This is a genomic window from Blautia caccae, assembly GCF_040095955.1.
GTDB classification, from domain to species: Bacteria; Bacillota; Clostridia; order Lachnospirales; family Lachnospiraceae; genus Blautia; species Blautia celeris.
On sequence record NZ_JBBMFP010000025.1, the window covers coordinates 58,366 to 80,134 of the forward strand.

General features: G+C 43.9%; 31 protein-coding genes. 27 read left to right on the plus strand and 4 right to left on the minus strand.

Translation table 11 applies throughout. The features are described from left to right. The first annotated feature begins 83 nt into the window (after positions 1–83). From yneA to WMO65_RS21630, 13 genes are all read left to right on the plus strand, one after another. A complete protein-coding gene (gene yneA / locus WMO65_RS21575) occupies positions 84–425 on the plus strand; it encodes a cell division suppressor protein YneA (protein ID WP_148393840.1) in 342 nt (113 codons plus the stop codon). Between the two features lie 20 nt (positions 426–445). Beyond that, positions 446–529: a DUF6783 domain-containing protein gene (locus WMO65_RS26595; RefSeq protein WP_353964003.1), complete on the plus strand. Its 84-nt coding sequence runs from the start codon at positions 446–448 to the stop codon at positions 527–529. 149 nt (positions 530–678) lie between these two features. Beyond that, a complete protein-coding gene (locus tag WMO65_RS21580; RefSeq protein WP_033139579.1) occupies positions 679–1,053 on the plus strand; it encodes a hypothetical protein in 375 nt (124 codons plus the stop codon). A gap of 210 nt (positions 1,054–1,263) precedes the next feature. After that, the gene (locus WMO65_RS21585) at positions 1,264–2,343 is read left to right on the plus strand and encodes a LacI family DNA-binding transcriptional regulator (RefSeq protein WP_103732666.1); all 1,080 of its coding nucleotides are present in this window, start codon (positions 1,264–1,266) and stop codon (positions 2,341–2,343) included. Between the two features lie 697 nt (positions 2,344–3,040). After that, a complete protein-coding gene (locus WMO65_RS21590; protein WP_148393841.1) occupies positions 3,041–3,814 on the plus strand; it encodes a DeoR/GlpR family DNA-binding transcription regulator in 774 nt (257 codons plus the stop codon). A gap of 45 nt (positions 3,815–3,859) precedes the next feature. Next, the gene (locus tag WMO65_RS21595) at positions 3,860–4,528 is read left to right on the plus strand and encodes a P-loop nucleotide/nucleoside kinase family protein (protein ID WP_148393843.1); all 669 of its coding nucleotides are present in this window, start codon (positions 3,860–3,862) and stop codon (positions 4,526–4,528) included. Between the two features lie 189 nt (positions 4,529–4,717). After that, on the plus strand, positions 4,718–6,061 hold the full coding sequence (locus WMO65_RS21600; RefSeq protein WP_148393845.1) for a sn-glycerol-1-phosphate dehydrogenase: 1,344 nt from the start codon (positions 4,718–4,720) through the stop codon (positions 6,059–6,061). Positions 6,062–6,132: 71 nt separating this feature from the next. Further along, positions 6,133–7,026, plus strand: a complete 894-nt coding sequence (locus tag WMO65_RS21605; RefSeq protein WP_148393847.1) for an aldose 1-epimerase family protein — start codon at positions 6,133–6,135, stop codon at positions 7,024–7,026. A gap of 258 nt (positions 7,027–7,284) precedes the next feature. After that, complete coding sequence (locus WMO65_RS21610; RefSeq protein WP_148393849.1) at positions 7,285–7,959, plus strand: response regulator transcription factor; 675 nt, start codon at positions 7,285–7,287, stop codon at positions 7,957–7,959. Further along, positions 7,947–9,176: a HAMP domain-containing sensor histidine kinase gene (locus WMO65_RS21615; protein WP_148393850.1), complete on the plus strand. Its 1,230-nt coding sequence runs from the start codon at positions 7,947–7,949 to the stop codon at positions 9,174–9,176. The genes WMO65_RS21610 and WMO65_RS21615 overlap by 13 nt, the downstream gene beginning before the upstream one ends. 66 nt (positions 9,177–9,242) lie before the next feature. Further along, positions 9,243–10,121 (plus strand): ABC transporter ATP-binding protein, encoded by an 879-nt coding sequence (locus WMO65_RS21620; RefSeq protein WP_148393852.1) that lies wholly within the window; start codon positions 9,243–9,245, stop codon positions 10,119–10,121. Further along, positions 10,121–11,377 (plus strand): ABC transporter permease, encoded by a 1,257-nt coding sequence (locus tag WMO65_RS21625; RefSeq protein ID WP_148393854.1) that lies wholly within the window; start codon positions 10,121–10,123, stop codon positions 11,375–11,377. Before WMO65_RS21620 ends, WMO65_RS21625 begins: the two co-directional genes overlap by 1 nt. Next, on the plus strand, positions 11,340–11,960 hold the full coding sequence (locus WMO65_RS21630; protein WP_148393855.1) for a hypothetical protein: 621 nt from the start codon (positions 11,340–11,342) through the stop codon (positions 11,958–11,960). The genes WMO65_RS21625 and WMO65_RS21630 overlap by 38 nt, the downstream gene beginning before the upstream one ends. Before the next feature lie 25 nt (positions 11,961–11,985). Here WMO65_RS21630 and WMO65_RS21635 read toward each other — a convergent pair whose 3' ends face one another. After that, positions 11,986–12,732, minus strand: coding sequence for a helix-turn-helix domain-containing protein (locus WMO65_RS21635; protein ID WP_033139588.1), 747 nt, complete (start codon positions 12,730–12,732; stop codon positions 11,986–11,988). Positions 12,733–12,864: 132 nt separating this feature from the next. Here WMO65_RS21635 and WMO65_RS21640 point away from each other — a divergent pair, with 132 nt between their 5' ends. Next, positions 12,865–13,356: a sporulation initiation factor Spo0A C-terminal domain-containing protein gene (locus tag WMO65_RS21640; protein WP_103732030.1), complete on the plus strand. Its 492-nt coding sequence runs from the start codon at positions 12,865–12,867 to the stop codon at positions 13,354–13,356. Positions 13,357–13,519: 163 nt separating this feature from the next. Here WMO65_RS21640 and WMO65_RS21645 read toward each other — a convergent pair whose 3' ends face one another. The 3 genes from WMO65_RS21645 to WMO65_RS21655 form a co-directional block, all read right to left on the minus strand. Further along, entirely contained in the window at positions 13,520–14,767 is a 1,248-nt protein-coding gene (locus WMO65_RS21645; protein WP_349064656.1) for a tyrosine-type recombinase/integrase, read from the minus strand. 72 nt (positions 14,768–14,839) lie between these two features. Then, positions 14,840–15,145 carry a hypothetical protein gene (locus WMO65_RS21650; RefSeq protein WP_349064657.1) on the minus strand — a complete coding sequence of 102 codons (306 nt, stop codon included), beginning with the start codon at positions 15,143–15,145 and terminating at the stop codon, positions 14,840–14,842. Continuing rightward, complete coding sequence (locus WMO65_RS21655; protein WP_349064658.1) at positions 15,142–15,981, minus strand: LexA family transcriptional regulator; 840 nt, start codon at positions 15,979–15,981, stop codon at positions 15,142–15,144. The genes WMO65_RS21650 and WMO65_RS21655 overlap by 4 nt, the downstream gene beginning before the upstream one ends. Positions 15,982–16,173: 192 nt before the next feature. Here WMO65_RS21655 and WMO65_RS21660 point away from each other — a divergent pair, with 192 nt between their 5' ends. The 13 genes from WMO65_RS21660 to WMO65_RS21720 form a co-directional block, all read left to right on the plus strand. Beyond that, positions 16,174–16,431 (plus strand): DUF739 family protein, encoded by a 258-nt coding sequence (locus tag WMO65_RS21660; protein ID WP_349064659.1) that lies wholly within the window; start codon positions 16,174–16,176, stop codon positions 16,429–16,431. Further along, a complete protein-coding gene (locus WMO65_RS21665) occupies positions 16,428–17,198 on the plus strand; it encodes a phage antirepressor (RefSeq protein WP_349064660.1) in 771 nt (256 codons plus the stop codon). Before WMO65_RS21660 ends, WMO65_RS21665 begins: the two co-directional genes overlap by 4 nt. Before the next feature lie 12 nt (positions 17,199–17,210). Then, positions 17,211–17,423, plus strand: coding sequence for a helix-turn-helix domain-containing protein (locus WMO65_RS21670; protein WP_349064661.1), 213 nt, complete (start codon positions 17,211–17,213; stop codon positions 17,421–17,423). Beyond that, entirely contained in the window at positions 17,420–17,593 is a 174-nt protein-coding gene (locus WMO65_RS21675; RefSeq protein WP_343309829.1) for a hypothetical protein, read from the plus strand. The genes WMO65_RS21670 and WMO65_RS21675 overlap by 4 nt, the downstream gene beginning before the upstream one ends. 37 nt (positions 17,594–17,630) lie before the next feature. After that, positions 17,631–17,816, plus strand: a complete 186-nt coding sequence (locus WMO65_RS21680; RefSeq protein WP_033143158.1) for a hypothetical protein — start codon at positions 17,631–17,633, stop codon at positions 17,814–17,816. Then, a complete protein-coding gene (locus tag WMO65_RS21685) occupies positions 17,816–17,989 on the plus strand; it encodes a hypothetical protein (protein ID WP_197064135.1) in 174 nt (57 codons plus the stop codon). The genes WMO65_RS21680 and WMO65_RS21685 overlap by 1 nt, the downstream gene beginning before the upstream one ends. Positions 17,990–17,998: 9 nt before the next feature. Continuing rightward, a complete protein-coding gene (locus tag WMO65_RS21690; protein WP_148394081.1) occupies positions 17,999–18,640 on the plus strand; it encodes a recombinase RecT in 642 nt (213 codons plus the stop codon). Next, the gene (locus tag WMO65_RS21695; protein ID WP_148394082.1) at positions 18,637–19,434 is read left to right on the plus strand and encodes a PD-(D/E)XK nuclease-like domain-containing protein; all 798 of its coding nucleotides are present in this window, start codon (positions 18,637–18,639) and stop codon (positions 19,432–19,434) included. Before WMO65_RS21690 ends, WMO65_RS21695 begins: the two co-directional genes overlap by 4 nt. Next, positions 19,435–19,743, plus strand: coding sequence for a hypothetical protein (locus WMO65_RS21700; RefSeq protein WP_103733084.1), 309 nt, complete (start codon positions 19,435–19,437; stop codon positions 19,741–19,743). Positions 19,744–19,818: 75 nt separating this feature from the next. Continuing rightward, the gene (locus tag WMO65_RS21705; RefSeq protein WP_130179438.1) at positions 19,819–20,235 is read left to right on the plus strand and encodes a hypothetical protein; all 417 of its coding nucleotides are present in this window, start codon (positions 19,819–19,821) and stop codon (positions 20,233–20,235) included. A gap of 13 nt (positions 20,236–20,248) precedes the next feature. Beyond that, complete coding sequence (locus WMO65_RS21710; RefSeq protein WP_349064662.1) at positions 20,249–20,548, plus strand: RusA family crossover junction endodeoxyribonuclease; 300 nt, start codon at positions 20,249–20,251, stop codon at positions 20,546–20,548. Next, positions 20,532–21,257: a DUF6291 domain-containing protein gene (locus WMO65_RS21715; protein ID WP_349064663.1), complete on the plus strand. Its 726-nt coding sequence runs from the start codon at positions 20,532–20,534 to the stop codon at positions 21,255–21,257. The genes WMO65_RS21710 and WMO65_RS21715 overlap by 17 nt, the downstream gene beginning before the upstream one ends. Beyond that, the coding region (locus tag WMO65_RS21720; RefSeq protein WP_349064664.1) for an ATP-binding protein at positions 21,193–21,769 on the plus strand (577 nt) is incomplete at its 3' end. The genes WMO65_RS21715 and WMO65_RS21720, both read left to right, overlap by 65 nt.

Sequence of the window (21,769 nt, forward strand, 5' to 3'; positions counted from 1 at the left end):
ACATGTGTTCTTGTATTATGATGGGTTATAGAAAAAGAACGCATGTTCGCGAACATATATTTGCATGTACGGAGGAGAAAACTATGAGGGAAAACAGGAGAAGAGTAAGAAAACAGAGAGCAGACAGAGCAAAACTTTTGGGGATTGGTTTTTTGGCTTTGGTGATAACATTGTTTTTTTCTGTCAGGGCAGCCGCTACAGCCAATGCGGGAACCGCTGACAGCAGCCGGACCAAATATTATACCAGTATTCAGATTGAAAAAGGTACCAGTCTGTGGGATATTGCCGGGGATTATATGACAGAAGAATACGTCTCACAGCAGGAATATATTGATGAAGTCATGCAGATGAATCATCTGAAAAGTGATGTAATATATGAAGGGGCTTATCTGTGCGTTCCATATTATTCCGCCGAACAAAAGTAAGACTAGAGTGTGTTTGAAAATTGCTTTCAGCAAACTGGGGCGTGCAGATTGTCGGAATGAATTTTCAAACACGCTCTAGCAATGACTATTTGACTATTCAGTAAGTCTGCGCATTTACTGCGCTGACCGTAAGAAAACATTTAGGAGTCAGGCGAAACCCCATCGCCAAAGGCGATTTTCCTTGGATTTTGGTTTGTGACTGTGGGGGTACATAACCGTTACGACTTATAGAAAATATGCGGGAGAACATGTAATGAAAAGAGAATTAGGTATTGCAAGGTGTGGACTTGCCTGTTGTTTGTGTTCTGAGAATGTAAATTGCGCAGGCTGCAATTCCGGCGAATGTCCGGATAAAGAATGGTGTGAAAACCGAAAGTGTTCATCTGATAAGAATATCAGTCATTGCTCTGCGTGTACTGAGGATTGCAAGAAAGGGTTATTGGAAAAAATCAAGCCGTATGGATTTACGCGGTTTATGAAACGATATGGGGAAGAGGGATTGCTTGATTGTCTTGAGAAGAATGAAAAGAATGGTATTGTTTATCACCGGGAGGGCTTAAAGGGTGACTATGATGATTTCGATGATGTGGAGGAGCTGATCGAATTTATCAAAACAGGAAAGAGATAACTTTTATTTTTGAGATAACACAATAAAATATCAGTTTATATACATATGATTCTGGTCACGCCTGCTTTTTTGTGATAATATAAAAACCAAAGTATATAGAGCAGTCTGCGGCGGCAGCTGTGGAAAACGACGGGTTTATGGTATGCAGACAAAGTATGACACAGAAAAGAACACAGTATAAAAAGAGCTGACGAGTACAGAGGAAAGTTTATGAATCGAAAGAAAGTGACATCAACGGATGTGGCAAAGAGAGCAGGGGTTTCTCAGGCCACGGTATCTATGGTTCTGAATCAGAAGTATAACGTTTCTTTTTCCAGAGAGACAATTAAGAAGGTGGAGCAGGCAGCAAAAGAGCTGGGATATACCAATGAGAAAAAGCCGCGTACCTCCAGAATACGCATGCGCGGTACCATATTTGTGGTCTGTCCGAACTTTACGAACCCCTACTATTTTTCTCTGATACAGGGAATTGAAAAAACGGCACAGAAAAATAAATTTGATGTTTTTTTGTGTAATACCAGAAGGGATTACCAGACAGAGGAGAAATATCTGAAAAAAATAGAAAAGCTGAATCCTTCAGGGGTTATCTATACATTTGCCCCCACTTTTCCGGAATCGCTGCAGCATGTGGCAAAGAAAATACCTGTTGTTCTGATTGGTGAGAAGGATGTGGTTTCCGGGATAGATACCGTGGAGCTCAACAGCGAAAAAATGGGACGTATGCTTGCCGAATATTTGCTGGGATTAGGGCATAGGAAGGTTGGCTTTATTTCCACACCCTTGACAGAGCGCCAGTCTGCCAGGAGGGCGAGGATCAAAGGGTTCTGTGATGCTTTTGCAGATGCGGGCTGTTCTGATGGTGTGTATGTGAGAAGTCTTCCAAAAGAGATGGATATTATGTTCCAGGAAATTGATATGGAGTACAGGACCGGATATGAACTGACGCTGGAGCTGATTCAGCAGGTGCCCCAGATTACAGCTATTGCAGGAACAAACGATATGGTCGCTCTCGGTATCAGGGATGCACTGCTGAAGGAAAAGTACAGAATACCGGAAGATATTTCAATCATAGGCTGCGATAATCTTCTTTTTTCCGGATTTAGAGGAATTGATCTGACGACAGTGGAACATTATGTGTCGAAGAAGGGCGAGGATGCCTGTGAGATCCTGATTCAGGAAATGGGGGAGCAAAAAACGAAAAAGAGCAGCAGTGAAGAGAATATGGTCCATCACATAGAATATGAACCAAGGCTGGTTGTGAGAGGGAGCAGTTCCTATCCGAAAGTATAGAAATGTCTGTAACTGCCTGAAAATATTCCGTTGTTAGAATGGCTATCCATATAGTAATGAATGATTCGTACATGAAATATATCTTATATTATAAATGAGCATTTTCCAAACCGGATTTTCTGCATTATATTTTATGAATGCAGAAGGGTAGGGTTGGAAGATGCTTTTTGTTTTTGGAGATTTCATATTTGTTTGGATATGGAAACAAATTATTTATACTGCAATGCGATTTGTGGTGATGGAAATCGATTGGTGATTGATGATTTACAAATGAACACGATGAATTTAAATTTTGAAAGAATTTGGGATGATTCTTATTTGTGCTTGAAAACGAATAAGATAAGGCGTATGATATTCTTATAATTATTCATCAATAAGGATAAAACAGCATAAACAAGTATAAATGAGAATATGTCGATTAAAGCAAGATGCAAACAAGTACAAACGAGAAAAAATACAAACAAGAACGCAAATAATAAACCAGAGCCAATTATAACAGGCAATTATAGAAAATAGCAAGTGGAATCGGTATCATATAAAATTAAGTTACTTCATTTTTATTCTGCAACCGGCATTACCCAGGATGTGAAGCATGTATTCAGGTATCACAGGGAGGTATCACATGTAGGTACCACATGGCAGAGATATGCCGGATATGGTTTCCTGCCTGCAGAATCACAGAAAGGAGCGGTAAGGCATGTTTATGGAAGAACGGCAAAAGCTGATTGTGGATATGGTTAATACGTCCGGTCACATTACAGTGGCGGAAATACAGGAACGTTTTCAAATATCTTCGGACTGTGTCAGAAGGGATCTGCGTTCTTTGGAAAGCAGAGGGCTTTTAAAGAGGACGCATGGCGGGGCGATCAGTGCCGGTCCCAAGGGAAAGTATCCCAAAGAGCAGTACAATCCCAAAGAGAATACAGATACGGATGAGGCATGTCTGGCGGCAGCTAAAAAAGCGGTGGAGTATATTTCGGAAAATGACGTGATATATCTGACTACCTCTGCAGTCGGCTATTACATGGCAAAATGTCTGCCCACAGAGTTTTCAATTACAGTTGTGACGAATTCCGTGACGGTGGCCGATGAACTGCGGAAACATCTGAATGTGTCCACGATTTTACTTGGGGGTGAGATGTCTCACCGTGGACACTGCCATGATTACTATACAATGCAGATGATGAAAAATATAAGTCTGGACAAAGCGTTTCTGTCCCATACAGCGCTGTCCATCGAAAATGGTGCTTCCATACACAACAGTGCCGGTGTGGAGCTTGGAAGACTGATCATGAAAAACAGTTCCATGAATATAGGGGTATATCCGTCCGAGAAATTGGGAAGAAAGTCTATCCACTCAGTCTGTCCGATCACAGCCTATGATCTTCTGATCACGGATGACCAGGTTTCTGAGGATTTTGTTATGCAGGCGGAAAAGTTGAAGGTGAAAGTAGATATTGCCATGCTATAAATCGGCTGATTCACAGAAACACACTCTGATATGAGGAGGAGGAAAATGTATTGTATATTAGTGACCGGGATTCCTGCATCCGGCAAAAGCACCATGGCAGAGTACCTGTCTGAGGCTTTGTGTATTCCTATGCTGTCAAAGGATAAAATCAAAGAAATTTTGTTCGATACCATCGGATTTCACTCCAGAGCAGAGAAAGTGGCGCTGGGAACCGGGGCGATGGAAATTATGTATTACTTTGCCGAACAGATGATGAAGATCGGGCAGCCCTTCATACTGGAGAATAATTTTGAAAATGTCTCAAAGCCGGGTATCCAAAAGCTGCTCAGCAGATACGGCTGTCAAGCAGTGACCGTACGCCTTTCTGGTGACGACTCTGTCCTTTATAAAAGAATGGCAAGAAGAAATGATTCCCCGGACAGACATATGGGCCATATTGTCAATGACTGTTACCCCAGACCGGAAGGGGAAACGGGGAGTATTATCCATCCGGTCCCCGCACAGGAGGACTTTATCCGTGGAATCACAGAGCGGGGCATGGTGGATTTCCGGCTTCCGGGTCCTCTTATGGAGATTGACACCACGGATTTTTCTAAAGTAAATCTTCAGAATATCGCAGAGGAGCTGCGGGGGATCATCTCCCATCTTTCACTGTCAGAAAACAGCAGCGAAGAAGAAAGAAGAGCCATGGGCATTAATAATTTAAAATATTAATAATACTATAAATTAATAATTTGATTCCCGGTTTGACATTCTGTTGGAATCTGCTATAGTAAAAACAGAAATGAAGTGTCCTGCAGTCTGTGTTCCGGCTGTAAAGGATGACTTTTTATCCAAAGCCCTAATAATATAGAACCAGGCTTTCAAAAAAGAGAATCTGACGGAAAGGATTAGAACAAAATTATGGAAAAGACAAACTGGAAAAAATACCTGGAGAAGCCCTATCACTGTTCCTGTGGGAAGACCCATGTGTGCAGCATAGAAGATATTATCATTGAGGAGAACGCAATTGAGCGTCTGCCTGAAATTCTCGGCAGGCACGATTATAAAAAACTCTGCATTGTCTGTGACATCAATACAAAAAAGGTGGCAGGGGATAAGGTCTGCGCAGTGCTGGATGAGACCGCGTATACATATCAGACAATCGTCTTCCAGGACAGGGAACTTGTGCCGGATGAGGAGGCAGTTACCTATTTTCTGACAGAGATTGACAGGGACTGCGATTTGATCATTGGGGTAGGCTCCGGTACGATTAATGATTTGTGCCGTTTTATCAGCTACAAGATGAATCTGGATTATTATATTGTGGGTACCGCACCGTCCATGGACGGCTATGCATCCAATGTATCACCGCTTATTATAAAGCATCTGAAAACCACATATGAGGCACATACGGCCAAAGTGATCATCGGAGACCTGGATATTCTGGCTCAGGCACCTTTATCCATGATCGCGGCAGGTGCCGGCGATATCCTGGGAAAATATGTCTGCCTGACAGACTGGCAGCTTGCCCATATCATGAATGGGGAATATTATTGTCCGGAAATGGCAGATATGGTGAGAGAATCTATCCAGAAGGTAGTGGACAATGCAAAAAAAGCGGCCGAAAGAGACAAAGAGGCCGTTGCAGCCATTATGGAAGGGCTTGTTCTGAGCGGTATTGTCATGAGCTATATCGGCAATTCCAGGCCGGCGTCCGGCAGTGAGCACCATATGTCACATTACTGGGAAATGATGTTTTTACTGGATCAGCAGCCGGATCCCCTTCACGGTACAAAAGTAGGGATCGGAACGGTAGCAGCCATTAAAATGTATGAAAAACTGAGAGTTCTTGGCAAAGATGCAGTGCCGGACAGTGCTCCTCATTTTGACTACAATACCTGGAGCGGTGAAATCGAGGCAGCTTACGGACCGGCAGCACCCGGTGTGCTGAAGCTGGAGCAGTCCATCGGCAAAAATAAGGATGAGGAAGTCGCAAGAAGAAGAGAGGCGTATCTTGAGAATCTGGATAAGATCCAGGCACTGATCGATGAATTGCCAAAGGCTGAAACCATCATGGATATTCTGAAGTCCATGGATGCACCGTATTATCCCGATCAGATCAAGGTGACAGCAGATGTTTTCAAGAGAAGCATCTATTATGCAAAGGATTTGAGAAACCGGTTTGGTCTTCTGCAGCTCTTATTTGACCTGGAGCTTCAGGAGGAATTCAGCAGCAGGCTGATCGAAGAAATATATCAGGCATAAATCACATTGCACGGTCCGTCCTGTTTGTGATAAACTGTAAGCAAAGAACTGGAAAAAGGAGCTTAGAGTTTATGAGACAGGTTTTAGAAAATGAATATCTGAAAGTATCCGTGGAAGACCATGGCGCTGAACTGGTCAGTGTATATGATAAGGAAAATGAAAGAGAAGAACTTTGGCAGGCAGAGCCTCCTTACTGGAATCGCCATGCGCCCATTCTCTTTCCGAATGTGGGAAAACATCATGACAATACATATCGTCTGAACGGAAAGGAATTCCGCACCAGCCAGCACGGGTTTGCCAGGGACAGAGAATTTGTATGCATCAGCAAAACAGCATCGGTTCTCACCCACAAACTGGTTTCAGATGAGGAGACCAGAAGTTACTTTCCTTTTGATTTTGAACTGTATATCACCCACCGCCTGGAAGAAAGGCAGCTTTCGGTAGAGTGGAAAGTGGTGAATACGAGCGGAGAAATCATGTATTTTACCATTGGCGGCCATCCCGGTTTTCGGGTTCCCATATGGGAGGGCAGCAGACAGACGGATTATTATCTTCTGTTTCAAAAGGGACCGGCACTTAAGTACAAACTGGTATACGGTGACAGCGGTACAGCAGACGCTGCCGGAGAATATACACTGAATCTGGAGGAGGCGGATGGATATTACAGATGCCCCATCACAGAGCATATGTTTGACAGGGATGCCCTGATTTTTGACGATACCCAGGTTGAATGGGTGGGAATCGGTTATCCTGACGGGACGCCTTATGTAGTTATGGAATGTGAAGGATTTACAAATTTCGGAATCTGGACAATGCCGGGAGGACCTTATATCTGCCTGGAGCCGTGGATGGGACGCTGCGATGATTATGGCTTTGCAGGAGATATTTCCGATAAAAAGGATGTTATCACCCTTAAAGAAGGGGAGACTTTTGATAAAAGTTATCGTATGACATTTTATAAATAGACCCGCTTCATGAACAGACAGAACCGTAGAAAAAAGCATAAACCAGAAATGAAAAAGCTGCAGAGCAGAAATGTTCGGCAGCTTTTTTAGTCCGGCAGAAAGTGCGAAAAATTTGTAGGGATTTTATAGAGAATTTTTTGTTATCCTTATTACAATATCTGTGTATCGCGAAACGTGTTGCCGGGCATGCATGGAACAGTAACCATACCGGCTCCGGATGAGATACAGGCAGACAATAAGTGCAGGATGGGAGGAAATATGGCTGAGAAAATTTTGATCGTGGATGATGAAAAGGATATCCGCTGCATGCTGAGAGATTATTTTGAGCTGCAGGGATATGAGATTTATACTGCAGCAGACGGGGAGGAAGCTCTGGATAAAATGAAGATACAGCCGGACATGATCCTTCTGGATATCAATATGCCGGGTATGGACGGCTATGAGGTGTGCAGAAGGATCAGGGATTACGTGAGCTGTCCCATTCTCTTCCTCACAGCAAGGGTGGAGGAACAGGACCGGGTCAATGGCCTGATGATCGGCGGAGATGATTATATTATGAAACCGTTCAGCATGGATGAACTGGATGCCAGGATCATGGCGCACCTGCGGCGGGAGAAGCGTATGGCATCCAGAGAACAGCTTCGATTTCAGGGAAAACTGGTTATCAACTACTCACAGAGAAAAGTATTTTATGACGGGGAACAGATTCCCTTCACCAAAATGGAGTTTGACCTGATAGAATTTTTGTCCATGCATAAAAAGCAGGTCTTCAGCAAAGAACGCATATATGAAGCAGTTCGAGGCTATGACGGGGAGGGGGACAGCAATATTATCATGGAGCATATCAGAAGAATCCGGCAGAAACTGAAAAAACATACAAATCATGACTATATAGAAACCGTTTGGGGAGTGGGATACCAATGGATTGGATAGAGGAATACCTGGAGAATCTGGGAACAAGGATCAGAAACCTGAATCTGAGAAAGTCTCTGCGCCTTTATATCTTTGTGGCTGTGCTGGCAATCTGCCTGGCTTCTGCCATGACCATACAGACCTGTAATGGATGGAAACGGATCATCGAGACACCATATGGGCATAAGACATCAGAGAACGTATTCAATAAAGACCAGAATGCTGTCTTTACTTTGGAATATTTTGTACCGGAAAAAGAACTGACGAAAATGGATGTCATCCTTCTTGAAATCATCAATCTTCTGCAGTATGGATGTGTGCTGCTGTATTCCGTTCTGGCTATCGCCTTTGTGTCCAGGCTGTACTACAGAAATAAATTGAAAAAGCCCATTACCATCATGACCGACGCAGCACAGCACATATCCAGAAATGATATGGGGTATTCCTGCAGATATGACAGTGCAGATGAAATGGGGCAGCTCTGCAGATGCCTGGATAACATGCGTCTGAAAATCATCTCATATCAGGAGAATCTCTGGAAACAGGCGGAAGATCAGAGAACACTCAATGCGGCGTTTGCCCATGATCTGCGCACGCCTCTGACGGTTATGCAGGGCTATGTTGACCTGCTGCTTCGCTTTTATCCGGATGGACGTCTGCCAAAGGAGAAGGTCATGGAGATTCTTAAGACCATGCAGGAACAGCTTGGACGGCTTAAAAACTTCGGCGGAACCATGAAGGAAATCCACAGTATGGAGGAGCGGGCTCCCCAGTTAAAAAAGATACCGCTTTCCTTACTTTACGACAAGACCCGTGAGACGGCAGCTGCGCTTGAAGAGACCGGCGGTATGGAGATTGAGGTGAAGCTGAAGGGAAATCCCGCAGCAGAACTGCTGGCAGATGAGTTTTTTGTGCTGGAAGTGGCCGAGAATCTTTTGTCCAATGCGCTCCGTTATGCGGATAAGAAGATAGAAGTGCTTCTGGAAGCAGAACGTGAGGAAGGACCTCTCAGGCTGTATGTAAAGGACGACGGAAGAGGATTTTCAAAAGAGGAGCTTACAAAGGCTGTCTCCCCGTATTACAGGGAGAAGACAGAGGACGACGGTCAGGACAGCAGCCATTTCGGCATAGGCTTGTCCATCAGTGCCCTGCTCTGCAAAAAGCACGGGGGAGAGCTGGAGCTTGCCAACAGCATTCACGGAGGTGCCATTGTCTGTGCAGTATTTTCCTGTATGTAGGGAAAATATAGAGATTTCTCTTTTATGATAAGACGCAGACAAGAAGAAAGGAAGTAGGGATATTGTATGGATACGAAGATCGTGATCAAAAATCTGAGTAAAAATTATGGGAAAAAGCAGGCTCTGAAAAATGTGGACCTTACCATCCGCCAGGGTATGTTCGGCCTTCTGGGACCTAACGGTGCCGGCAAGACGACGCTTATGAAAATCATAGCCACTCTGCTGCAGAAGACAGAAGGGGATATGCGCGTATGCGGCATTGATATTAACAATGACAGGGAAATCCGGCGAATCATCGGGTATCTGCCCCAGGACTTTTCCATGTACGGAAACATGTCCGTGTACGAGGCCATGGATTATCTCGGCGTATTGTCCGGGCTGTCCAGGCAGCAGAGAAAGGATAGAATACCGTCTCTGCTTGAACAGGTGAATCTGACAGATGATGTGAAAACAAAAGTGCGCGCCATGTCAGGCGGGATGCGAAGAAGGCTCGGCATTGCCCAGGCGTTGATTCATGATCCTAAAGTGCTGATCGTGGATGAACCCACTGCGGGACTTGACCCGGAGGAGAGGGTGCGTTTCCGCAATCTGCTCAGTGAGACGGCAAAGGACAGAGTGGTCATCCTGTCCACACATATTGTAGGGGATGTGGAGGCTACCTGTGAGGATATCGCCGTTCTGAACCGGGGGTGCGTGCTCTTCCAGGGGACAGTCACAGAGCTTCTGGAGGAAGCCAGCGGCAGGATATACAGCGCCCGGGTGTCCAGAATGGAGCTGGAGAGTATCCGGAACAATTATACAGTCACCAGTATAATGATGCAGGGAAATCATGCGTATGTCCGCCTGATCTCTGATGAAAAACCTTTCGCTGATGCACAGATATGCGATGCCAATGTGGAGGATGCCTATATGTATCTGATGCAGGAGGAGAGGAGGGGAAAATAATGTTTTTGAAACTCTTTGCCAAAGAATGCGGACAGATGTTAAAAAGCCTGATCTATTACCTGTTTCTGGCTGCAGTCGTGTTCTTCTATGTAAGTCAGGTGGGAAGCTTTACCCCCTATTCGGAACCTTTAAAGGGACAGGAGGAGAGCTATGGTATAAAAGCAAGTTCTGATAAGCAGCAGATCATGGGAGCCACGCTGGCCTTACTTGCGGGAGAGTATGAGGCGAACAGTTACACGGCTTATCCGGTGGGATTTTATAAAAATGTAGTTCTGACAAAAGAAAAACAGGAGAAGATCCACCAGATTCTCATGGACTGTACCGGTCTGGAAGAAGGCTACACAGATGCCATACGTGAGTCATCAGAGGAGGCGCCGCAGACAGAGGACGGTTCTTATATACAGATCGCAGGAATCAATCCGCCGCTTCTGCCTCCCGCAGAGGATCTGTCCTATGACAGGTTTTTGAGACATATGACAAAAGCGGATAAGATCATCGGAGGAGGTTCCAGCTACGCTTCTGATAATGTGAAAAACAATGCCAAGACGTATGCCACATACGAGGACGCAAAAAAAATATATGACGCCAGCCTGTACACGGACCGTATTTCCAGAGGAAAGGCAAGGCTGTTCTGTGATTATATGGGCATTGTCCTGGGACTACTCCCTGTATTTCTGGCGGTTACCAGAACACTCCGTGACAAACGTTCCATGGCACAGGAAGTGATCTATGCCAGGAGAGCGTCCTCTGTGACCATTATCGCGGCCCGGTATTTTTCAGCCATGTTCTTGACGATCATGCCGCTGTTTCTGCTGTCTTTGACACCTATGCTGCAGTGTATCTACTATGGACACCAGCTTGGTGTGTCCGTGGATGTGCTGGCCTTTGGAAAATATATTCTGGGATGGCTTCTTCCGGAAACCGCCTTTGTACTGGCCTGCGGATTCTTCCTGTCTGAGTCAGTGGGAGGGCCTGCAGCCATACTGGTGCAGGTGGTCCTCTGGATGGTGAGCATCAGCACAGGCGGAACCAAGCTTGTCGGCACGGTAGGATGGAATCTGATACCCAGGTTTAACAATGACCAGGCCACAGATGTATGGCTGTCCGTGTTCGGGCAGATGGTCAGGAACCGGCTTCTGTATGCCGGGCTTGCTCTGCTTTTTATGGCAGGTACGGTGTTTATTTATCACATGAAGCGGAAAGGAGTGCTGGGCGGACGTGGAAAGAATTTTATCCATAGAAATAGAACACTTTAAAAACCATTATGCGGGGCATTTGGCAGCAGCTCTTCTGTTTAGTCTGCTGGCTCCGGTGATCATGGGAATGGAGGCGCTGAACCAGTATCAGGCAGGCCAGATTCTGGATGTGTACTTTTCCCTGCTGGGGATCGTGCTTCTGACACCGCTTTTTATGCCGGAGCAGAATAAGGATATCCGGGATCTGCTGGCGAGCAGGGAGTATCCGCTGAGAAACATCCAGCTTCTGCGCCTGCTGCAGGCAGTTGTCATTCTGGCAGTGCTGAACCTGCTGGTCTTATTTCAGATGAAACTGGGGGAGTGCACCTTTCCTTTTGGAACTTATTTTTGTTGCGCCATGGCGAACTGTGTCTTTCTGGGGGGCCTTGGCATCTTCGCTTACGGGATCACGGACCATCTGGTGATTGCCTATATGATACCGGTATTTTATTATATCTGCTGCTACGGCGCAGGACAGAAATATCTGGGCAAATTTTATCTGTTCTCTCTCATGACCGGTGATCTGGAAAATAAGATATGGCTGGGGACAGCAGGCATTTTGCTGACTGCAGCAGGTGTTGTGATAAGAAACAGAAAGAAATAGAACTGTAAAAGCCGCTTCTGACAGGCTAATCCTGTTGGAATGCGGCTTTTTCTGTTGTCAGTTCAGGGACATCCATACATCCCACATAGCGGCCTACGCGGCGGTATTGGTAATAATCTGTGACCGAAATATCGTCAATTGTCCCGTTTAAGGATTTCAGGAGGACATTTTTATGATTTTTATAAAATCTTCCGATGAACAGCAGGCCGTTATGGAGCACCATCCATATTTCGCCGTTTTTGGGGCGGAGGCAGTCATTGCGGTGGAAGCCCAGGACAGAATTTCTGAAGAATTTCGGCTCCAGCAGATCGGTTCGTATCCAGACAAGAAAGGTGCAGTCCTCTGTCAGCGGATTTTTATCTACCGTCACGTTATGCGTCTTAACACTGTCAAATTCGGCCCAGCCGTTAACAATATTGGTGAATTCATAACACCTCAGGGTCATCTTTTCATTGGTTTTCAGACGTGTCATACGGTCGTATTCCAGATCAATGACATATTTGATATATTCCTTCTGACAGACGGGCAGTTGTTTGAAACGGCGGAGATATTCTTCGTAATCATAGGGAATGGTGACAGGCCGCCCTGAAAATTCATCCAGTGAGCAGTTGAGGGCCGTGGCTATGGCAGACATGGTTTCAAATCCCGGATTGGCGGTGATGCCGCTTATGATTTTTGAAAGTGTTCCCACAGGGATATTACTGATAAGGGACAGCATCTCAATGGTATAACCCTGTGCCTTCATGATTTCTTTGATTTTTTTATTGTTCATGTTCCGTTCCTTCCAAATATGGAATAATATGGCAGCAAGCTGCGTTGACAAGTATATGCCGGTTTCTTATAATAGAAACATTCGTGTTTTACTGAGCCACTGAGAAATATTCTATTTGGGAGGAAATATACCATGAATCGTGAAAATTTTCAAGAACTGATGTCTGAGGGAAGGCTGCTGGAGATAGCTCTGCAATATCTGCTGGAGTCAGAAACCCAGGAGAAAAAGGAAAGGCATACAGAACATATAACCGGTTACATTCAGGAACGGATGGAAAAGGATGTGGGGGCATGTACAGGGGTCCTGCTGAACAGGCTGGGTATCACTCCGAATCTGAAAGGGCATACATATCTGAGGAAAGCCATCGAACTGGAGGTGGAAAGCAACAGCAGCATGGAGGGTATGATGAAATGTCTGTATCCCCAGGTAGCTGCTGACTGCAACGCGTCACCGGCCAGTGTGGAGCGGAATATCCGCCACGCCATAGAGGTGATGTGGGAGCGGGGCAACCAGGAGCTTTACCGGGAAATTACAAACCATTATGTGCAGAAACGTCCCAGCAACGGACAGTTTATCACCTCCATTGCCGCATATTTCCGGGACGGACGGATATTTATACACTGAAAGACAAAAACTTAGGATAAACTTAATAAAATGCATTTTTAACAAATGCAGTAATTATGCATAAAAATCGGCGAAACTCTTGTTTTACAAGGGTTTTTACGCCATTTAAAGGTTTTGTTTAGATGAGTAAAAATACATGTAATTAGGTGCGGTTAGTCACAAGTTAGTCACAAATATTCGGTATTTTCTCAATTTCTATTCGCAAGTCCTCAATTGTTCTGTGACCATATTTTGAGTTTGTAATATCATTCCCAAATGAATGCCCGAGTAATCTTTTACGGTCATTGTCATTCACTCCATACTTTTCGCATAGAGCAGAAAATGTATGCCGACAGTCATGCGGTGTATGCTTATCCAAATCTAATTCTTCCATTTTTGCATACATATCCAATCGAAAATTTTGATATGTGCCAGGGAACAGAGAACTATAACGGTTCAACCTTCGCTCCACTAAAGATCGTATTGATGAATGAATAGGGACCTTCCTATTTTTACCTGCCATAGTCTTTACACCGCCTTGAAAATATCCTTCTTCAAGATTTGTTTTCATATCTTTATAAGCACGGATGCGATATCCAGAATAGCACATTATCAACAAAAACTCTATGACATCGTCATCTTTGTGCGCCCACATCTTCTTTAATTCTTCTTCGGTAAATGGTACACCATTTTCGTCATCATCTGGTCTATTTGTTTTTATGTGTGCTGAATAATTTTTATCAACAAGATCGTAGATGTCGGCAAACTCATACATTTGGTGGAAAAGGGTAATTATATGTTCCAAACTCGCATGTTTCAGGGTGCATTTATCAATAACTGTTTGCAGGTCATCATGCCGTAAATCAGAAAAAACTTTGTCGTGTAATACTTTACAATTTCGGTATGCTGCTTTAGTGGAATATATAGAAGACTGTGAGTAAGTTTTAGAAGTATCTGTATTGTATTTCCAATCATAAAATTCCTGATATACTTCTGCAAATGTTTTCCCGGTTTCTTCTGGACAAACACCTTTGAACTGGTTGTAATCCGCCAACATTCTGTTTGCTAGCTCCTGTAGATTAGCGGTATCTTCTGTAGCGGTGTCTAAACTGGAAAGAGTATTTTCATATCCTGGATAGTAATTTCCTGCCTTATATGCAGTAAGAATTGTAAAACCTTTAATCCATGTGTCCACATAGCATAACGCTGCAGGACGGACAGGCGCCCCATTTTCTGTGAAATTTTCAGTCGGCGGGTGCACTGCGTAAGGATTGCGTCGACCTTTGCCGAGATAGCGTATTGATCCATAACCATTAGGCAGCTTTGGCATTTTTTTCCTTTTGGGCATACTATCATCCTCCTTTAAATGAATAAAAAATACAGATGGTCTCTTGCCACCTGTCATCGAAGATGATACAATATAGATGTTCATATGTACGTCTCTTCGGAGGTGTATATCCGTCCTGGTGCTGGTAACACTGGGACGGATTTTTTATTTCTTAGTCTACTCTATAAAATTTAAATCAGCTATTGTATCCTGCAAATTTTCTAATACCTCATGTTGTACTATATATTCTGTCCATTTATAAGATATAGCAGACTTAATCTGTGTTTTTAAGTTATTATAAAGTGTTTGCATGCCTTGTTTCCACATCTCATAAGCCGCCTTTTCAACCTTGGTTTCATCCCAGCGTTTCTTGGCTGGACGGTTTTTGTTTTTTTCCTGTTGAAAATCAATAGCCTTTTGCATAAAAATTTCGTATCCGTCAAAGTTTTCCTCTAAGTACGTCAAAAATTCTTTGTACGTCATTCGTCCACCTTCCCTAGTACACGGCCGATTAGTTTCACATCTTCTGTTTCTGAGATGTCATCATAATTTGGGTTGCGAGAAATTAATCCATGTGTCCCAAGTTCTTTTACAAAACATTCTCCCCACACTGTAAAGATACCTACATCGCCAACAGAGAGATTTATTGCTTTCTGTACATACAGTTTATCGCCATCGTGATAATCTGGCTCCATACTATCGCCGTTGACACCTATTACAAAATCTGCACCTTTGCAATAAGAGGCCTCTATGGTATCTGAAGGGATATCATCAAAATAAAATCCAGTACCAGCAGATGCTATTTTTTGCATGTAAGTATATAACACTCTTGGTTTGCAACGTTTTGCCAATTCATTTTTGAGTTGCTCGATTTGTTTTTTTGCCTCCTCGAGCTTTTTTATTCTATCTATTTCTTGGTTAAGAGTGCTTTTGATACTACATTTTCCAATATAATCTAATTCCATATACAGCTTTAGAAAATTGAATGTTTCTTCATCTAATGTACCTGAAATCTCCCAGTCAGCTTTCTTTCCAGACAAATCAACACCCTGTTGAGCCAGTTTGTTATAAAGATGTGATGCAGAATGGATGTTGTCATTTCTCTCCATTGGCACATCAAATCCCATAAGCCAGGCTTCGTTTACATTGTACGCGTCCGCTATAGCCGATAATTTATCTTGGCGCGGTTCTCTTTTTCCGTTCAGATACATAGACATGGCAGATTTTGGAATGCCAGTTTTTTCAACTAAATCAGTCTGTCGAATATTTAGCATTTGCATAAGCTCACCTAATCTTTTGGCGGAATTGCTTATTTTCATTTTCGTATCCTCCATTGGGTATAGTTAATATTTGTATATATAAAGTGTAACACAGGAAGTTCACATAATCAATAACTATTTAAGAAAAGTTTCGAGTTTGTGAAAAATTCTGTTGACACCAATAAAGTGATATGCTATATTAAACCTAGGTTCACAAAAAAGGAACTCAGAAAGGAGGATTTAGAACTGGTTATGGCCAAAAAATATGATTACAGAAAATTACGAGGGAGAATCAAAGAGATTTGCGGAACACAAGAAGCTTTTGCGAAAGGAATAGGGCGCTCATATCCATTTATTTCCTACGTACTTAATGGAAAAGCCTATTTTGGTCAAAATGATATAGAAGCAAGTGCAAAACTTCTTCGTATATCTAGCGACGATATAGGGGAATATTTTTTTAATCCAAAAGTTCACGAAAACGAAACAATATCGAAACGGGAGGAAGTATGAACGAATTAAAGATTTTTAATAGTACGGAGTTTGGACAGGTAAGAACAGTAAATATTGATAATGAACCGTGGTTTGTTGGTAAGGATGTGGCCGAAGCACTTGGGTATGTTAAAGCGAGAAATGCCATTGCATCTCATGTTTTAGATGAAGATAAAAAGGACGCCCCAATTCAGGGCACCCCTGGCGGAGTGCAAACAATGACAATTATCAATGAATCCGGTCTCTACGCCCTTATCTTCGGAAGTAAGCTTGAATCAGCGAAGCAGTTTAAGCACTGGGTTACATCTGAAGTCCTGCCAGCAATCAGGAAGCACGGCGCGTATGCAGTCGATGAACTACTTAATAATCCAGATATGGCAATCAAGGCTTTTACTGCGCTAAAGGAAGAGCGAGAGAGAAACAAGTTATTACAGGCCGAAAACGCCCGTATGAAGCCCAAAGAGATATTTGCTGATGCAGTAGCTACTTCAAAGCAGTCTATCCTCATCGGAGAGCTTGCGAAGATTCTCAAACAAAACGGATTCGATACTGGAGAGAAACGTCTATTTACATATCTCAGAGACAACGGTTACTTAATCAAGCGCAAAGGAACAGATTACAATGCGCCTACACAGAGAAGCATGGAAATGGGATTGTTCGAGGTGAAAGAGACGGCAGTCACTCATTCGGATGGGCATACCACCATCAATAAAACTACTAAGGTAACAGGAAAAGGACAACAATATTTTATCAATAAGTTTCTTGTTGACGGCAAGAGGGCAGAGTAAGGAGGCAAAAAAGTGCCAAAAGAAATACTAAAACCACCAGAGGTAGCCCGTATCCTTGGTGTTTCTCCTCAGTGCGTCAGGGAGCACATCCGCCGTGGGATTTGGAAGTTTGGTGAATGTGTACCAAAAAAGGTTAGGGGAAAGACAACAGATGAATTTAACATTTACCGTGCGAAACTTGAAAATCACATCGGCAGAAAACTTAATGAGGAGGAAATATTTTGAAGAATGCAACCATAGCCGCCCTAACCGTATTAGTCATATACGGCGTAGAGCCATACGCAGTGCTGCTGTATGCGGTGACGGTCCTCTGCTTATATGTCCTAGAGGATTGGATTAAGGAACATAAAAAAGCCCCTGGCGCCAGCAAGCAATCAGGGACTAAAGAAAACTAATCATCCTCATTATAGAGGATGCTAGGAGGAAATGTCAATGGATGGGAAAGATATTTTACAAAAATACAGACCGGTTATCCATGAGATGATGCGGGATGTTGCGGAAAACCCCATACCGTATATAACAGTAACAGTGTGCCCGGATTACTGCATAGCCCTTTCAGGCGGTGCAGAATTGTCTATTGTGAATGGCAACGAGAGGATAGAGGAGGTCAAAAGGTAATGTATTACGAAGGTATCGGCCCTGAGCAGGGCACAGTTGTAAATGATGAAGACGCTTATGCATATGCGCTTGAACGGTGTTTGTCCGGTACGGAAGAGGATAAACAGGAGTTCAGAGAGATGCTGGTGGAATGGTTTTATTCCGGTAACTGGATAAACAATGGAAAATGTTAGGAGAATATTATGGAAGAGATGGTTTTACAGGAACAGAAACATGAGGTGGCAAATCCTTTTGCAGATACAGTCAGTTTTAGAAAACTTTTTGATATTGGTAAGATGTTCGCATCATCTGCCCTTGTACCCCAGACTTATCAGAATAGGCCGATGGACTGCACCATAGCCGTAGATATGGCAAACCGGATGGGAGTTAGTCCCATGATGGTGATGCAGAATTTGTATGTTGTCAAAGGCAAACCGCAGTGGAGTGGACAGGCGTGCATGAGCATGATCAGAGGCAGTGGAGAATTTAAAAATGTACGCCCGGTATATACGGGGACAAAGGGAGAAGACTCCTGGGGGTGTTATATCCAGGCAGAGTACCGAGACACAGGTGAGATTGTAAAGGGGACTGAGGTCACAATCGGTATGGCAAAAGCAGAAGACTGGTATAACAAAAACGGAAGCAAATGGAAGACCATACCAGAGCAAATGCTTGCATACAGGGCAGCCGCATTTTTCGCACGTGTTTACATCCCTAACGCTTTAATGGGGGTATATGTTGAGGGAGAAGCGGAAGATATATCCAAGGAAGAGCGTGATAGGACAGATAACCCTTTTGACATACCAACGGATGTTATGGAAGAAGCGGAGGAAGTGTTTAAATGAAGCTTACAGCAGAGAATTATTACAGTGCTGAAGCCAACCGGGAATACATATCTGTAAGCCAGTACAAGGACTTCTGCGGGACGCTCGGTAAGCCAGCGTGCGAGGAAATGGCCCTGGCGAAGATGAACGGAGAGTGGGAAGAGGAAAAGACAATACCTCTCCTGGTTGGCTCCTATGTAGATTCATATTTTGAAGGTACTTTGGAACAGTTCAAGACAGAAAACCCAGAACTGTTTACAAAGAAGAAAACACTCAGGAGTGAATACAGGAAAGCGGACGATATTATAGACCGAATCGAAAGGGACCGCTTATTTATGCGATATATGAGTGGAGAGAAGCAAAGGATATTCACAGCGGATCTGTTCGGAGCAAAGTGGAAGGCCAAACTTGACAGCTATATCCCCGGGAAATGCATTGTTGATCTGAAAGTAATGCAGTCATTAAGAAAGGCCCATTACACTCATGACTTTGGAATGATGGATTTTGTTAGATACTGGGGGTATGACATCCAGGCTGCGGTGTATCAGGAAATCGTATATGTCAATACCGGTGAGCGGCTGCCGTTTTACATAGCAGCTGCATCGAAGGAAAAAGAGACCGATATAGAGATCATCCAGGTGCCGCAGGAGTGGATAAACGAGAGGATAGTAGAGGTTAAGAGCAATACGGATAAAATATTGATGCTTAAAATCGGAGAGATTGACCCAATACGGTGTGATGTTTGTGATTACTGTAAGCATACAAAAGTGCTTACGGCTCCGATATGGCCCGATGAATTGTTGGGAGAGGTGTAAATGGATTCTATACTGACAAAATACACAGATTTTTGTGCTTTCTGCGGCAGGCCCACAACAGAAACACATCACTTATTGATAGGCCCGGCCCGAAAGAGAGCTGACCAAGATGGACTTACTCTTCCGGTATGCAGCAATTGCCATACAATGGCAGAGCCGCTTATGAGCCTGCATAAAAATCCAATGGCGATGAAGCTGTGTAAGATGCTGGGACAGATGGCCTATGAGAAAAGAGCAGTTGCAGATGGATACACAGAAGACGAAGCACGGGAGAAATTCCGACAAAGATACAGAGAATGTTACTTGTAATGGATACGCGTTAAGCGGTTCATACTATATATCACGCCACTTTCCCCGGTTTCGGCCGGGGAGAAGGGAGGGCAAATGACGAGAGAAGAAATACAGAAAACGGCAGAATCCTATTTTGTAAGGATAGGAGACGGTCATAAAAACGGAATACATAGACCTGATATCAAACAGCCTGAAATGGACCGAGTAGACAGAGCGCTGCGCAGGATGATAAACCATGAGAACAAAAACGGAGATTGCATCATCTGCGGTGATACAGGTTATTATCGGCCAATACCATCAGATCCGGTAGATGCGCTGGAATATAAGGCATACCGAAAAATGGATGATTCAAGAGCACATGACTTGATTGTAAAAGGCCACCTTATGGATATGGCCTTTGAGAACCGGAGGAAGGAGGGCGAATATGCAGTACAGATTCGTGATCAAAGGGAAGCTGCCGGGACTGAACGAATATCTGAAAGCAGAGCGGAGCTTTTGCCGGGGGCATAGCTGTGGCAACGATATGAAACAGGGATACCAAATGGTCATCTCAAACGCTATCAGAGCGAGTCTAAAGCGCCAGGCAATAAAACCTCCAGTCATGATACATTATTCCTTCTACGAGCCAGATAAACGGCGAGATTTGGATAATATCGCTGCTGTTGCTCACAAGTTCATCCAGGACGCGCTTGTAAAATGCCGGGTGATAGAAAATGACGGGTGGCAGCACATAGTTGGGTTTTCGGATGAGTTCCACGTGGACAAACATAACCCTAGAATCGAAGTGACATTGATAGAGGCAGGTGGTGGAGGTGAAGAATAGCTTTGTAATCTATACAGATTATATGGAGCAGGTCGAGCTACTTACAATGGAGCAGCGTGGGATCTTATTCACTTCCATTATGGCATATGCGTCTGAAAAAGAGCTTCCTGATATGGACGGAATGACTAAGATGGCATTCAGCTTTATAAAGGCTACAATGGACAGGGATATGGAGAAATACAGGCAGACCGTTGAGAAGCGTAAGGAGGCTGGAAAACTTGGAGGAAGACCAAAAGCAGATGGTTCTTCCGAAAAGCAAAGTAAAGCAAAAAAAGCAAATGGTTTTTCTGAAAAGCAAGATAAAGCAAAAAAACCTGATAATGATAGTGTTAATGATAATGATAATGTAAATGTTAATGATAAAAAAACATATACGTGTGCGTTTGAAGCACTCTGGGATGCGTACCCGAGAAAAAAAGAGAAAGCTATGGCATATAAGCAATATTTGGCAAGGCTTAACAATGGTTTTTCAGAGGACGAGCTGATGACAGCAGTTAAAAGATACGCAGAGGAGTGCCGGAAGAACAAGACCGAACAAAGATATATCAAACAGGGAGCCACATTCCTGGGGCCTAACACACCATTTGAAGATTATCTGAGAGGAGATGTAACAGTTGGGAAACCTGGAAGAGACACTGAACCGGATGAAACAGACATTGTGCGACGGGCAATTGAGCAGGGAGCAGGATCAGAAGGATTTGAATGGTGATACCTGCCCTATCTGCCACGGGGAAGAATGGGTGTATGAGCGTGACGAGTACGGAGTCGAGTACGCCGCCCCTTGTAAGTGTCGGGAACGGAAGGTAATGGACAGGCGGCTGCGGTTTGCTGAACTGCCTGACAGCCTTAAAACTATACGGCTCAACACATTTAACCTGCGGCGATACACGAGGGATGAATCAAGGGAAATAGCTGCCGTGGCTTGCAGGGGAGTTAAATTTTACCTGGACAACCTGGATGCCATGATGGAGAATGGCATGGGCCTGTACCTGTGGAGCGAAGAAAAGGGGTCCGGTAAAACCCGCATGGCAGCCAGTATTGCAAATGCACTTATGCTGGATCATGGCATACAGGTCAAGTTTTCCACATCCCTGAACATCCTGCAGGAAATCAAAAATACCTGGGGGCAGGATGGAAATAAGCGGCAAGAAGGTTATCTTCTGGATGCGCTGCAGACCGTCAAGGTCCTTGTGATCGATGATTTCGGGACGGAGGAAGCAA